13 protein-coding genes are annotated in these 13,994 nt (G+C 61.4%); 9 read left to right on the top strand and 4 right to left on the bottom strand.

From position 1 onward, the window contains the following. Nucleotides 1-126: 126 nt before the first annotated feature. The 4 genes from ffh to rimM all read left to right on the top strand — a co-directional run bounded on the left by ffh (nucleotide 127) and on the right by rimM (nucleotide 3,347). A complete protein-coding gene (ffh, locus tag VFG26_RS05595) occupies nucleotides 127-1,719 on the top strand; it encodes a signal recognition particle protein (protein WP_325023093.1) in 1,593 nt (530 codons plus the stop codon). Nucleotides 1,720-1,770: 51 nt separating this feature from the next. After that, the gene (gene rpsP / locus VFG26_RS05590; RefSeq protein WP_325023090.1) at nucleotides 1,771-2,148 is read left to right on the top strand and encodes a 30S ribosomal protein S16; all 378 of its coding nucleotides are present in this window, start codon (nucleotides 1,771-1,773) and stop codon (nucleotides 2,146-2,148) included. Nucleotides 2,149-2,282: 134 nt separating this feature from the next. Next, on the top strand, nucleotides 2,283-2,663 hold the full coding sequence (locus VFG26_RS05585) for a hypothetical protein (protein WP_325023088.1): 381 nt from the start codon (nucleotides 2,283-2,285) through the stop codon (nucleotides 2,661-2,663). 87 nt (nucleotides 2,664-2,750) lie between these two features. After that, nucleotides 2,751-3,347: a ribosome maturation factor RimM gene (gene rimM / locus VFG26_RS05580; RefSeq protein ID WP_325023086.1), complete on the top strand. Its 597-nt coding sequence runs from the start codon at nucleotides 2,751-2,753 to the stop codon at nucleotides 3,345-3,347. Here the strand turns inward: rimM and VFG26_RS05575 are convergent. Beyond that, complete coding sequence (locus VFG26_RS05575; RefSeq protein ID WP_325023084.1) at nucleotides 3,344-4,582, bottom strand: FAD-dependent monooxygenase; 1,239 nt, start codon at nucleotides 4,580-4,582, stop codon at nucleotides 3,344-3,346. The two genes, rimM and VFG26_RS05575, sit on opposite strands and share 4 nt — an antisense overlap. Nucleotides 4,583-4,694: 112 nt before the next feature. Between VFG26_RS05575 and tesB the strand changes: the two genes are divergently transcribed. From tesB to VFG26_RS05560, 3 genes are all read left to right on the top strand, one after another. Beyond that, complete coding sequence (tesB, locus tag VFG26_RS05570; protein ID WP_325023082.1) at nucleotides 4,695-5,591, top strand: acyl-CoA thioesterase II; 897 nt, start codon at nucleotides 4,695-4,697, stop codon at nucleotides 5,589-5,591. Between the two features lie 229 nt (nucleotides 5,592-5,820). Continuing rightward, the gene (locus tag VFG26_RS05565) at nucleotides 5,821-6,159 is read left to right on the top strand and encodes a P-II family nitrogen regulator (RefSeq protein WP_013950212.1); all 339 of its coding nucleotides are present in this window, start codon (nucleotides 5,821-5,823) and stop codon (nucleotides 6,157-6,159) included. A 44-nt stretch (nucleotides 6,160-6,203) separates the two neighbouring features. Continuing rightward, complete coding sequence (locus tag VFG26_RS05560) at nucleotides 6,204-7,712, top strand: ammonium transporter (protein ID WP_325023078.1); 1,509 nt, start codon at nucleotides 6,204-6,206, stop codon at nucleotides 7,710-7,712. A 120-nt stretch (nucleotides 7,713-7,832) separates the two neighbouring features. Here VFG26_RS05560 and VFG26_RS05555 read toward each other — a convergent pair whose 3' ends face one another. Then, complete coding sequence (locus tag VFG26_RS05555; RefSeq protein WP_325023076.1) at nucleotides 7,833-8,378, bottom strand: L,D-transpeptidase family protein; 546 nt, start codon at nucleotides 8,376-8,378, stop codon at nucleotides 7,833-7,835. Between the two features lie 108 nt (nucleotides 8,379-8,486). Here VFG26_RS05555 and VFG26_RS05550 point away from each other — a divergent pair, with 108 nt between their 5' ends. After that, the gene (locus VFG26_RS05550; protein WP_325023074.1) at nucleotides 8,487-9,173 is read left to right on the top strand and encodes a response regulator transcription factor; all 687 of its coding nucleotides are present in this window, start codon (nucleotides 8,487-8,489) and stop codon (nucleotides 9,171-9,173) included. A 208-nt stretch (nucleotides 9,174-9,381) separates the two neighbouring features. Further along, nucleotides 9,382-9,906 (top strand): cyclic nucleotide-binding domain-containing protein, encoded by a 525-nt coding sequence (locus VFG26_RS05545; protein ID WP_325023072.1) that lies wholly within the window; start codon nucleotides 9,382-9,384, stop codon nucleotides 9,904-9,906. A gap of 366 nt (nucleotides 9,907-10,272) precedes the next feature. Here the strand turns inward: VFG26_RS05545 and VFG26_RS05540 are convergent, their stop codons facing one another. Together VFG26_RS05540 and VFG26_RS05535 are read right to left on the bottom strand one after the other, a co-directional pair. Next, the gene (locus tag VFG26_RS05540; RefSeq protein WP_325023070.1) at nucleotides 10,273-11,016 is read right to left on the bottom strand and encodes a LolA family protein; all 744 of its coding nucleotides are present in this window, start codon (nucleotides 11,014-11,016) and stop codon (nucleotides 10,273-10,275) included. Between the two features lie 201 nt (nucleotides 11,017-11,217). Beyond that, nucleotides 11,218-13,977 (bottom strand): FtsK/SpoIIIE family DNA translocase, encoded by a 2,760-nt coding sequence (locus tag VFG26_RS05535; RefSeq protein WP_325023068.1) that lies wholly within the window; start codon nucleotides 13,975-13,977, stop codon nucleotides 11,218-11,220. Nucleotides 13,978-13,994: the final 17 nt, after the last annotated feature.

The raw sequence follows: 13,994 nt of genomic DNA, 5'->3' as shown, positions 1-13,994 counted from the left end.
CGTGGACGTTCCCACATCTAACGTCATCCTGGCGAAGGCCGGGATCCATCCAGGCTTCTGGCTTGGGCGGATCCCCGCCTGCGCGGGGGACTTAAAACGAGTTGTAAGCACGATTTTCGAGGCTGAATGTTTCAATCGCTGACAGAACGGCTCTCGGGCGTCCTTGATAAGCTGACGCGACGCGGCGCGCTAACGGAGGCCGACGTCACCGAAGCGATGCGCGAAGTTCGCCGCGCTCTCCTCGAAGCCGACGTCGCGCTCGATGTCGTCAAGGACTTCACCGAGAAGGTCAAAGCCAAGGCTGTCGGCGCCGAAGTCCTGCGCTCGGTCACGCCCGGCCAGATGGTCGTCAAGATCGTCAATGACGAGCTTGTCGCGATGCTGGGCTCGGATGCGCAGCCGGTCGACCTGCACGCAGCGCCCCCCGTCGGCATTCTCATGGTCGGCCTGCAGGGCTCGGGTAAGACGACGACGACCGCCAAGATCGCCTACCGCCTGACGAACCGCGATCGCAAGAAAGTGCTGATGGCCTCGCTCGATACGCGGCGGCCTGCGGCGCAGGAACAGCTGCGCGTTTTGGGCGAGCAGACGGGTGTAGCCACGCTGCCGATCATCGCCGGCCAGACGCCGCTGCAGATCGCCCGCCGCGCTGAAGAAGCAGCCAAGCTCGGCGGCTATGACGTCGTCATCTACGACACCGCCGGACGCGTCACCGTCGATGAAGAGTTGATGGATGAAGTCCGCGACGTCAAAGCCGCGATCCATCCGCACGAAGTCCTCCTCGTAGCCGACGCGCTGACCGGCCAGGACGCCGTCAACACCGCCAAAGCCTTCGACGACCACATCGGCGTCACGGGCATCGTTCTGACCCGCGCCGACGGCGATGGCCGCGGCGGCGCCGCCCTCTCGATGCGCGCCGTCACCGGCAAGCCCATCAAGCTGATCGGCGTCGGCGAGAAGTGGGACGCGCTCGAAGATTTCCATCCCGGCCGCATCGCTTCGCGCATCCTCGGCATGGGCGACGTCGTCTCGCTCGTCGAAAAGGCAGCGCAGACGATCGACGTCGAGAAGGCGACGAAGATCGCCGAGAAGATGAAGAAGGGGTCGTTCGACCTCCAAGACCTCTCCGACCAGCTGCAGCAGATGCAGAAGCTCGGCGGCATGGGCGGCGTGCTCGGAATGTTGCCGGGCGTCGCCAAGATCAAAGGCCAGATCAACGAAGCCGGCCTCGACAAGAGCCTCGTTCATCAGCGCGCGATCATTTCCTCGATGACGCCGAAAGAGCGGCGCAACCCGAAGCTGCTTGATGCCAAGCGCAAGCGCCGCATCGCCTCGGGTTCCGGCACCAAGGTCGAGGACATCAACAAGCTTCTGAAAATGCACCGCCAGATGGCGGACATGATGAAGACCATGGGCCGCAACGGCGGCATGCTGAACAAATTCCTCGGACGCACGGGAGCGGGCCCTTCCGAAGCCGATCTGCAGGCTATGCAGGCCGACCTCGCGAAGCTCGATCCCAAGGCGCTCGAACAGCTTCCCGCAGAGCTGAAGGAACAGGTCACCAAAGGTCTGACCGGTGGAGGCGGTGGCATGCCGGCCCTCCCCCCGGGTCTCGGCCGCGGCGGCCTTCCAGGCTTGGGCGGCGGACTACCGAAAGGCCTTCCGGGCCTCGGTGGCGGAATGCCGAAGTTCCCGGGGTTCCCCGGTAAGAAAAGATAACGCTTCAAACCAACTCACGAACACATTCGATTTGAACAGGAGAACAGAAGTATGTCGGTCAAAATTCGCTTGTCGCGCGGTGGCGCCAAGAAGCGTCCTTACTACTACGTCGTTGTCGCCCACCACTCGGCACCCCGCGATGGCCGCTACATCGAGCAGATCGGCACCTTCGATCCGATGCTGAAGAAGGACGACCCGAACCGCATCAAGCTCATCGAAGACCGCGTCAAGCACTGGCTGAGCGTCGGCGCCCAGCCGACCGATCGCGTCCTCCGCCTCCTCGACAAGACCGGCCTCGCCAAGCGCGAGCCGTCGAACAACCCTGAGAAGGCAAAGCCGAAGAAGAAGGCTCAGGAGCGCGCCGCAGCAGCTGCCGAGAAGGCCGCTCAGGCAGCTGAAGCCGCAGCCCAAGGCGAAAGCGCAGCGTAAGCTACGGCTTTCGCGACGAGACATTCTCGCGTTTCAAAAGACCTCTCGAGCGCAAGCTCGGGGGGTTTTTTGTTGCAGCTCTGACTGGCCCGAATTTTGGAATGCAACCAGCGGGTGAGTGGGAGAAGAACGCAATGAAGGTCCAAACGGCCGTCGATGGCCTATTTGAAGTCATAAGAACGCGCGCGCCTGAGCGAGCGTCCGCATCCGAGCGATTCATTTTGATATGCCGCAACGGCCGGCTCTTCGGCGCAGACCCGCAAGGCCGGGTCTATCTCGGCGAACTGCACGGGAGCAAAGGCCCAGCGCCGCGCCGGACGTCGCTGCGCGGAACCTATAAAATTCCGCTGCGGCAGAGATCGCCGCACATCCCGGCGCCACCGGAGCCAAGCTTCACCGTTCCAATTACCGGTGAGATCGACCCCCAGGCCTTGTCGCAGAGCGCAACCGTGCTCGTCGGCAGCAAAGAGGTCGATATTCAGATTACCTATCTCGGTCCCCTGCCGCGCACGTGATGCGGAAGGACGGGAGGAACGATGGCAAGCAGCCATCGCATATTTGCGCAAGACGACTTATAGGCTGTCGTCAAAATCAGCTTTCACATGAGCCGCGGTGCACCTCCATTGTCGAACAACAAAGACACGCAAAGAATTCTGATCGGCGAAATCTCCAGCGCTCACGGCGTCCGTGGCGAAGTCATGGTGCGCGCGTATACCGAGCAGCCGGAATCAATCGCATCCTACGGCCCCCTGAGCGACGAGACCGGCAAACGAACCTTCTCGCTTCGCGTCGTGCGCGTCACGTCGAAGGGCATTGTCGCGCGTATCGCAGGAGTTGATGATCGCAACGCTGCCGAGCTGTTGCGCGGCATCAAGCTTTACGTGAGCCGCGATAAGCTGCCGGAGACGGACGCCGCGGAATTCTACTACGCCGACCTCATCGGCCTCGACGCCGTCTCCGAAGACGGCGGCCCCATCGGCAAAATCGTCTCCGTGCAGAACTTCGGTGCGGGCGACCTTCTCGAATTGAAACCGGCCGACGGATCGGCAACCGAGTTCATTCCGTTCGAGGATCGATACGTGCCGGCCGTCGATCTCCCAGCGCGCCGGGTCGTGATCGTGCGCCCGGACGTGACCGGCAGCGAAAATGACGAAACGGGCGAAGCTGAAGAAGAAGCCGAAGAGGACGAGCGGTCTTAAACCGCCTCTCCGCGCGCGAGCTTCGGCAAGTCGCCGGTAACCCCGGCAGCTTCCGCGATGATGTAATCTTTCAGCGACGGCAGCTTGTCGAGCACGCCGAGCGCAGCGCCACGGCCGGCTCTCAGCACGATGCTATCAACCGCGAAGGCGCGATTGATGCCGTCATAAAGCGACGCCGACATCAGCGAATCGAAGCGGCGCCAGCGCTGGTAGCGCTCTAGGTGCGTGCCGTTGCCAAGATCGATGCCAAGGCGCCCCGCATCCGCCAGAACCTCGATCAACGCCGCTGCATCGCGCAGCGCGAGATTGACGCCCTGCCCCGCAACGGGATGGACGCCATGCGCAGCATCGCCAACGAGCGCGAACCTCGGCGCAATCAGACGGCGAGCGAGGCGCAAGTCGAGCGGCCACGACTGACGCGGTCCCGCCAGCGTGATCGTGCCGAACCGGCCGCCAATGCGCCGGTCGAGTTCCGCTAGGAAATCATCGTCACTCAGCGCCGTTACGCGCGCCGCCTCGTCCTTGTCGGCGCTCCACGTGATGCACGCGCGATTGTTCGGAAGCGGCAGAATGGCGAAAGGCCCGCCGGGCAGAAAATGCTGGATCGCGACGCCGTGATGCGGCTCCCCGAATTTGACGCGCGCCACGATGCCGGTCTGCGGATATGCCCAGCCAACCGTCTTGATGCCGGCATCGTCCCGAAGCTTGGAATTCTTGCCGTCGGCGGCAATCGTGAGCGCGGCACTGATCACGCGCCCATCCTTGAGCGTCAGCTCGCTCGCATAATCACCCAGCAGCAGCCCCTCTAGGTCGGCCGGAGCGTACCACGTAATTGCCGGATCGTGAGCAACGGACCCGTAGAGCGCCCTTGCAAGAGATGCAGCGGGGACGATGTAGGCCGCCGGAGCGCCGTCCTTCGTATGGGCGTCGTACGTCACCTTCGCCGGACGGAAAGCATCGTCGATATTGGAATCGGATATCTCGATCGACGTCAGCGCTTGCGCGTCACCACTGATCGCGTCCCAAACGCCGAGCCCTTCCAGGATCTTCTTCGTGCCGGCCCAAATGGCAAAAGCCCGGCTGTCGGGAGCGGCCGCGATTGCAGAGGGTTCGTTGCGATCGATGACAGCAAGCTTCAGGTCAGACCCCAGGGCCTGCGAAAGACCGCGCGCAACGGCCAAGCCTGCGAAACTTGCCCCAGCTATCGCCACATCGAATTTCAATTTACTGACCACCGATTGCTGTCTGCTCTACCGCAACTTGCTTTTCGTGCCGTCCGTGACAGCCTAGACATCTCGTACCGTTTTCATGGTTCACCACACTATAACTCCGCTACGAAAGTCCACCATGACCGCTTTGCCGCCGCCCCACCCAGCCCTGGATAAGCTCATCCAGACGCTGACCCTCGAACCGCTCGAAGACAATCTGTTCCGCGGGCCGAAGGCGAGCGAAGGCTGGCAACGTGTCTACGGCGGCCTCGTGCTGGGCCAAGCCGTGGTTGCAGCAGCATCGACAGTTGACGAAAATCGTCCCATTCATTCGCTGCACGGCTACTTCCTGCTCGCAGGCGATCCCGAGCGCGAAATCGTCTACGACGTCGAGCGGATTCGCGACGGCGGCAGCTTCACGACCCGGCGCGTTCGCGCCATCCAGCACGGCCGCGCCATCTTCTCGATGAGCGCCTCGTTCCACAAGCCGGAGACGGGGTTTGAGCACCAGTCGAAGATGCCCGATGTACCGCCGCCCGAGGCCCTGCCGACCACGCAAGAACTGCTATCCGCCGGCCCCGTGGAATTGCCCGAAAGCATCCGCGCCTATCTGAAGCGCGACAGGCCGATCGACACGCGCATCGTCGATCCGACACGGTATACGAGCCGCGAGCCTAGGCCGCCGCAGCAATCGATTTGGCTGAAATCCAATGGCCCGCTGGCAGACAACGCCTACATCCATCAGGCGGTCCTCGCCTACGCGTCGGACTTCACGCTGCTGGACACCGCACTCGTCGCCCACGGCAAGCTTCTCTTCGATAGCGATGTGCAGCTCGCGAGCCTGGACCACGCCATGTGGTTTCACCGGCCCTTCCGCGCTGACGATTGGCTGCTCTACGTCCAGGACAGTCCCAGCGCCTCCGGCGCGCGTGCCTATTGCCGGGGAGCCATTTTCGACCGCGGAGGCCGCCTGGTGGCATCTACCGTGCAGGAAGGTCTGATGCGCCCTAGAGAGACCGCATTTTTGCCCAAATAGCATTCAGAACGGCAAAAATGCACGTTTTTTGAGCTTGCTTTGTGTGCTGAGTACGCACGGAATTTATGCGTATCTGAAGTTTCTACAGGCTATTCAAAGCCTTGAGTAAACGCGCTCCAACTGGCACGCGTCTTGACTCCTACTATGCGAAGTCGCCGTCCCGGCGTGGGGACGAAGGCTATCTTGTCGAGCACCCGGTTTCGGCCGGTACAAAGAAAAAGGGGGCCCTATGAAGCTCATTACTGCGGTAATCAAGCCATTCAAGCTCGAGGAGGTTCGTTCAGCACTGACCGACCTTGGCCTGCAGGGCATGACCGTCACTGAAGTCAAAGGCTACGGCCGTCAGAAGGGCCATACCGAAATCTACCGCGGCGCCGAGTATGCCGTGAGCTTTCTTCCCAAGATCAAGATCGAAGTCGTTGTCCCCGGTGCCCAGGTCGACAAAGCACTCGCTGCGATCCAGCGCGCTGCAAAAACCGGCCAGATCGGAGACGGCAAAATCTTCGTTTCGCCGATCGAGCACACCGTCCGTATCCGGACCGGTGAATCGGACGACGACGCGCTCTAAGCAGAGAATTTTCTCTTTAGAACGTCAGTCAGGGAGCACACAACATGGAGTTCCGTGCCATGGCGCGGACGGCAGGGGTCTTGGGGGCCCTTGGCGTCGTCGCGCTACTTGTCGACCCGGCGTTGGCCCAGGATGCAGCATCGACTGCTGCCCCTGCGGCCGCCGCCGCACCACCGGTGCCCAATAAGGGTGACTCGGCCTTTATGTACGTCGCAGCAGTTCTCGTACTTCTGATGACGGTACCGGGCCTCGCACTGTTCTACGGCGGCCTCGTCCGCACCAAGAACATGCTGTCGATGATGATGCAGGTTTTCGCGACGCTCTGCCTCGTAGCGCTCCTTTGGGTGCTCTACGGCTACTCGATGGCCTTCACCAATGGCGGCGGCCTCAACGATTTCGTCGGCGGCTTCTCGAAAGCATTCCTGAAAGGCGTCGATTCCAACTCGCTCGCCGCAACATTCTCCAACGGCGTCTACATTCCCGAATACACCTACATCATCTTCCAGATGACGTTCGCGTGTATCACGCCGTGCCTCATCCTGGGTGCCGTCGCCGAGCGTCTGAAATTTTCAGCGATGCTCGTCTTCATGGCTCTCTGGGTCACCTTCATCTACTTCCCGCTTGCGCACATGGTCTGGTACTGGGGCGGCCCGGATGTATTCGCCGAAGCTGCCAAAGCCGTCGCCAGCGCCACCGGCGATGCCAAAGTCCAGGCTCAGGCGCATCTCGATGCCGTGCTGGCAGACGCGGGTATCGGCTTCCAATGGGGCGCGCTCGACTTCGCGGGCGGCACCGTCGTCCACATCAACTCGGGCATTGCCGCATTGGCCGGCTGTCTGATCCTGGGCCGTCGCATCGGCTACGGCAAAGAAGCCATGCCACCGCATTCGCTCGTGCTGACGATGGTCGGTGCCGCTTTGCTGTGGGTTGGCTGGTTTGGCTTCAACGTCGGCTCAAACCTGGAAATCAACCAGTTCGCCGGCGTGCCCTTCATCAACACGTTCATTGCAACGTGCGCTGCCGGCTTGTCGTGGATGATCGTCGAGTGGATCGCCAAGGGCAAACCATCGGCGCTCGGCATGGCATCGGGCGTCGTCGCCGGTCTCGTGGCGATCACCCCGGCGTGCGGTTTCGCCGGCGTCATGGGCGCGATCGTCCTTGGCCTCGTCGTCAGCCCGATCTGCTTCTTCTTCTGCTCCGTCGTGAAAAGCGCGCTGGGTTACGACGACAGCTTGGATGTCTTCGGCGTCCACTGCATTGGCGGCATCGTCGGCGCCATCGGCACTGGCCTTCTCGTCAATCCGGAATGGGGCGGAGCCGGCATCGCCGACTACATCTCCAAGCCCGGAGAGATGGTGGCCGGCACCTACGACATGGCAACTCAAGTTATCGCACAAGCCAAGATGGTCGGCCTCACGCTCCTCTGGAGCGGCCTCGGCTCAGCCATCCTCTTCAAGCTGGTCGATATCATCATCGGTCTGCGCCCATCCGAAGAGAAAGAGCGCGAAGGCCTCGATCTCGTCGATCATGGCGAGAGCGCCTACCACTACTAGGCAAAGAATTCCCCATGGCCGCCCGCGGCCATGGGATCTCTCCTCCCGAGCACGCGTCTCCACCTAGACGTGCTCAACTTGGGCCCGGCGCTTTCCAGCAGTCGGGCCCTTTTTTATTCGTCAGATCGAGACGACGATTTCGCAGTCGCGCGGCAGCATTGATAGGAGCCGCCGGAGGTCCTTCGGCCTCAACGCCACGCAGCCTTCGGTTGGCTCAAGATTTCCCCGCGCGACATGCATGAAGACGGCGCTGCCCCGATTTCGAACGCGCGGCGCATCGTTATAGCCAAGCACCACGACGAGATCGTAAAGCCCGTCCGAGCGCCACATACGCTCGGCGCTGGCCGGATAGGGAAGCTTGACCGGACGGTTGTAGTTGCGGTCAGCAGGGCTGTCGCACCAGCCATCGTCCCGGCGGATGGTATGAAGCGGCAGCGCCGTCCGCGGCCGCCGCGTTCCCGGCCGGTAATACACATAGCGCACGGCAAACCGGCCCCTCGGCGTCGCCCCATCACCCTCGCGCTTCAACGCTGTGATCCCGGAGCGGCCCAACGCACACGGCGCGCTGAAGTTGCCGAATTCCAATCGGCCTTGTCGCGCACCCTGCGACAATGCCCTAACAATCAGCTTCGCCGGCTTCAATCCTTGGGCTTTCAACGCCTTCATTCAAGGAACTACCCATTCCTCTTGCCTGTTTGCTTCGAGAGCCTATGTTGCCGCCGCACGCGATGCTAGTGTTCCATTAAAAGCAGCCAAGAACCTGGAGCCCCGTCCATGAGCACGGCCCGAAAGGTCCTCCTCGTCGACGACGATGAAGATCTGCGCACGTCGTTGAAAGATCAGCTCGTCCTACACGATGAATTTGAGGTCTCAGAAGCAGCCACCGCGAGCAAAGGCATAGAGGCGGCGAAGACTGGCCGTTTCGATCTCGTGGTTTTCGATGTCGGCTTGCCCGACATGGACGGTCGCGAAGCCGTGAAGCTGCTCCGCAAATCGGGCTTCAAGACGCCCATCGTGATGTTGACCGGCAATACCTCCGACGCCGACCAGATATTGGGGCTTGATGCCGGCGCCAACGATTACGTGCTGAAACCCTTCAAATTCGCAGTCCTTCTCGCGCGCATTCGCGCACAGCTGCGCCAGCACGAGCAAAGCGAAGATGCCGTCTTCGCGATCGGCGGCTACACCTTCAAGCCCGCCTCGAAGCTTCTGATCGATCAGACCGGAAGCAAGATCCGCCTCACGGAAAAAGAAACATCGATCCTCAAGTACCTCTATCGCTCCGGCGACAAGGTCGTCTCACGCGATGTCTTGCTGCACGAGGTCTGGGGCTATAACGCCGGCGTGACGACGCACACGTTGGAAACGCACATTTACCGGTTGCGTCAGAAGATCGAGAAAGACCCCTCCAATGCCGAGCTGCTGATCACCGAGAGTGGCGGCTACAAGCTCGCGCCCTAGTACATCTCCCTGCTCTTTCCATGAGAACGCCGAACGCACCGGAGACATCCGTTGCCGATTGGATGCATCCACAGCCACCTGCACTGATTGCAGCCGCGGCTGTTTCAGGTTGCCGGGACTTATGTATTAAACTGCGTTCGCGAACGGCAAATCCTTGCCGCCATGTACGCGTCTCGCTTTGTCCTGTCGGAATGGAGTTTCGAGCACGATGGCTATCGACGCCCTCGTCAAGCCGCTTTTGGCGCTGCCGCTCTTCAAAGGCCTGACGCCGCTGCAATTGACCGAGATTGTTTGGCGTGCGGAACGCATCATCTATCGCCCCGGCGACGTCATCGTGGCAGAGGATGAACCGAGCGATGCTGCAATCGTCATCGTTTCCGGCAACAGCGTCCGCATTAACGAGACGCATGAAGCTTCGCAAAGACAAGGTGGCGAGCCTCTACCTGAAGGCGTGATGATCGCCGAGTTGGCGATGTTCATCGAAATCGTTCACACGACGACCGTGATTGCGCAAAGCCAAGTCAAGGCACTCCGCCTCACGCAGGCTAAGATGCATGAACTGATGCAGGCCGATAACGCGCTCGCGCAGCATTTCTCCGCGTGCATCATCACACGGCTGAAAGATTTGGCTCACGACGTAAAAGCTGTTGATTCGTTGATGGAGCAGGCGGCCATTGCCCCACTGCCACCGCAGACGCGCGTGAATGTGCCGGTCGAAGCGCACCCCGCCTGACACGCTGGTTTCGAGATGAGGTAGCCGTGCCGGTTCAGACGAGAGTTGAACCTGCACTTCGAAAGTGAAACCGGGCTTTGAAAAAGAGTGCGCCCAGTCCCGGGGGGAGGAACTGGGCGCTATGCGCTTATCGCGCTCGGTACCGGGAGGGAAGCCGGTACCAGAGGCGGCGTCTTCGGCTAGACGGGGGGCACTACCGAATACAGGGTGACGCCACCTGCATGACTGGAATTAAGCGCATGCGGCGAGATTTCAATAGAGGCTGTGCGGGCACATCACGACATTGTGAAGAGATGCCCGACTTTATCCACAGCTTAGCTATTGCATTGCGACTCGAACGCAACAGCCTGATTTGCTTAAGAAAACTCAGTACGGCATGGCCTTTTTCGGGCCAAGCGCTTGAATTTTAAATAAATTTCCATCGAGTTCGTCGGTTTTGACAAGCTGCGATAATTCGATTCGCGTGTCCTGCCCTTGCGCGTCGGTGGTCACCCATTCCTTCAACTCGAGCGTCGGCTTGGTCGCCAAAAACAGCTTTATCTTGCCCGGAGAATTGGGGTCCTTGTCCTCGATCGTAAGCACGATGAGGTCGTCGGACTGCTGCACTTCGATGATGTGCGCGTCACGCATCAAGTCGACTTGGTCACGCAACAAGAGCCGGAAAGGCGTCTGATCGAGCGACACGCGATCCTCGTTGTTCAAGTCGAGATCTTGAATGGCAAGGTTCTGCCCATCTGAAACGATGACTTGCTTGGAGGGCAGATTGTAATCGAAGCGGAAGCGTCCCGGCCGCTTGACGAAGAACTTGCCCTTCATCCGCTTGTTGGCGGCATCGATCTGAACGAACGAGCCCTTCAGGTTCTGCAGCGATTGAAAATACGCGCTGACCTTGTGGACGAGTTCGGTTTGATGCGCGTCGAGTGTGATACCTCGCGAACTGTCCGCCGGGGCGACTTCGCCGGTCCAGCCCTTCACGGCAGTCTTGTTCGCATTTGCCGGCGGATCGACGAGTGTGTTCGTGGGGCCGTCCGGATCCTGAGCCGCGGCAGCCCCAATAGAGGCGAGAGCAAAGCCCATCGCCATGGCGCCTACGCGCAAAATGTCTTTCATGCTTCGTCCCATCGTGGCCCCCCACAGCCCCGAAAGCCCCATCAGCGAGGCTCCGCACGCAGATTACGGTTTCGGCAAAGATTGCGTCCAGAACTAGGCGAAAACGCCGTTCCGATTGTTGCGTAAGTCCAATGCCCTGTCGCAGGCAAGCCGCAGCTTAATTGTGCTCTGATTATACCTCTTGCCTGCAACTTAAATGATTCACGCCGCAGCGTCGGCACCACCTCCGCGTGGCACCAGGATTTCACGCTTGCCAACCGAATTGGCCGCGGAAATCAGCCCCTCGCGCTCCATGCGCTCGATCAAATCCGCTGCACGGTTATAACCGATCGACAGGCGCCGCTGAACGTAGCTTGTCGAAGCTTTGCCGTCGCGGAGGACAATGGCGACGGCGCGATCGTAGAGATCGTCGTCGCTTGCTTCCCTGACGCCGCTCTGAACTTCCGACTGGGCCGGCGTATCGGTAATGCCCTCGACGTATTTCGGCGATGCCTCCTGCCGGAGCGCCTCGGCAAACGCCACGACCTCTTCGTCGGAAACGAATGCGCCATGGACGCGAACGAATTGCCCAGCTCCGGTCGAATAGAGCATGTCGCCCTGACCGAGCAGCTGTTCGGCGCCCTGCTCGTTGAGAATGGTGCGGCTGTCGATCTTCGAGGTCACTTTGAAGGAGATGCGCGTCGGGAAGTTCGCCTTGATCGTTCCGGTGATGATATCGACCGAGGGACGCTGCGTCGCCATGATGAGATGGATACCGGCGGCGCGCGCCATCTGCGCTAAGCGCTGCACGGAGGCTTCCACTTCGCGTCCCGCAACGATCATCAAGTCGGCGAACTCGTCGACGATGATGACGATGCGTGGCAGCGGCTCGAGATCCATCTTCTGGGTTTCGAACCGCGCCTGGCCCGATTTGTCGAAGCCTGTTTGAACCGTGCGCGACAGCATCTCGCCGCGCTTCTTGGCGTTGCGAACGCGGTTGTTGAACACATCGATGTTGCGCACCGAAAGCGCCGCCATGCGCTTGTAGCGCTCTTCCATCTCGCGCACGGCCCAGTTGAGAGCGGCGACGGCCTTGTGCGGATCGGTGATGACGGGCGTCAGCAGATGCGGAATGCCGTTGTAGACCGAGAGCTCGAGCATCTTCGGATCGATCATCAGCACGCGGCAGTCGTCGGGAGAATGACGATAGAGAAGCGAAAGCACCATCGAATTGATGCCGACGGACTTGCCCGACCCGGTCGTACCGGCAACGAGCAGATGCGGCATCCGGGCGAGATCGGCCACGACGGGATCGCCGCTGATTGACTTGCCGAGACCGAGCGGCAGCGCCGCGCTGTCCGACTTGAAGGCATCGGCCTCGAGAATCTCGCGCAAAAGCACCGTCTCGCGCCGGGTATTCGGCAATTCGAGGCCGATGGCATTGCGGCCCGGCACAACGGCGGCGCGAACGCTCGCCACGCTCATGGAGCGCGCGATATCTTCCGCCAGCCCGATGACGCGCGAAGATTTCGTGCCGCGCGAGGGCTCGAGTTCATAGAGCGTCACAACGGGACCCGGACGAATATCTTTGATTTCGCCCTTGATGCCGAAGTCCGCGAGCACATCCTCCAGCAGCCGCGCGTTACCGCGCATGACCGTCTGCGACAGTTCCGGACGCGGCTTTTGTGGGCTCGGCCGCTTCAGCATGTTGAGAGACGGGCGCTTCCATTGCGGCTGAATGCGTGCACGCGCGATGCCTGCAAGAATACCGCTGGTGACGGCTGGCTTCTCTGCCGGCGCGGCGCGCTCGACAGGCGCGGGTGCGGGCGCAGCGCGCGCCTGGGGAATAGGCGGCGGCATGACGGCCTGAGGCCGCGCGGCGCCTCGCCTGTCAAACTCACCCAAGTCCGGATCGCGTGCCTGCGCCGATGCGGGCGCAAAGCGCTGCGCGATCTCTCGGCTCGAATGGTCGATGTTATCGTCGAAGTCGAAGGCGGGCCCGAGAAGATCATCTTCAGAGCTGTGCCGGGAAAGGCTCTCGCCCGCGCCGGCGGAGAGCGGCAGATCGAGTTCGCCTTGAGCGCCATGCGGAAGGGTGTGCGGATCCTCGTGCGGCCGGGCAGAGAGCGGCCCCGGCGCATGGGTGGCATCATCCCGGCGGGGCCGCGCCGTTCGCTCGGGATTGAGATCGAGCGTCGGCGTTGTTTCGCCGGCGAAGGCATCGAGTGAAGAATACGAATCCGCCGGATCGGCCTCAGCTGCGGAAGACCGGCCAAACCAGCCACGACGCACGCGGCCCGCACCAGCGGCAAGGCTCGGGCCGAGGCTGGCGGCCTCCTCCCAGCGCTCCTTGCTCGTCGCGTACCGGAAGCCCGAACTCAAGGACCGCAGAACGGATTTGAAAATCGCCTCGGCCTCAAATCCGATCGCCTTGCCGGATGTCTGGACGGCAGCTGCGAGAAGTACGCAGCCCGCGGCGAGCGGCGCCCGTTCTTCGTTGAGCGACGAGAAGATATTGAGAAACAGACGATAGATGCTGTCCCCCAGCAGCCCGCCATAGCCATGACGCAGTGGCCAAGCGCTCAACACCGGCAGCGCTGAAAGCGCGCCAGCGAGGGCAAGGAGCGAAAGTGGGTAGAATATGAGCCTCACGCGGCCATCGAAGACGCGCTCGGAGCGCAGCATTTCGATGCCCCAGACGACCGGCGCAATAAGAGCGAGCACCGCGCCAAAGCCCAGCATTTGAAAGAGCAGATCGGAAATGATCGCGCCGACGGGACCCGCGAAATTGCGCGCGGCCGCCGTCGTCGTGTGCGTCAGGCTCGGATCGAGCACCGACCACGAAACAAGACTGACCCAGATGAGCCCCGCCGAGCCGAGCAAAATTGCTCCGCCAAAACGGCCAACCCAGCCTAACAGCCGGTCCTCCAGGGACTGCGGAAGCAGCCGCTGAGGATCCAATCCACGCGTATCCAGCGACATCTCGGCGAACGAACTCT

Origin of the sequence: Hyphomicrobium sp. (assembly GCF_035687085.1) — a bacterium.
In the GTDB taxonomy this organism is placed as follows: domain Bacteria; phylum Pseudomonadota; class Alphaproteobacteria; order Rhizobiales; family Hyphomicrobiaceae; genus Hyphomicrobium_B.
The sequence above is the reverse complement of the archived record's forward strand: the minus strand, read 5'-3'. Positions and strand labels throughout refer to the sequence as shown.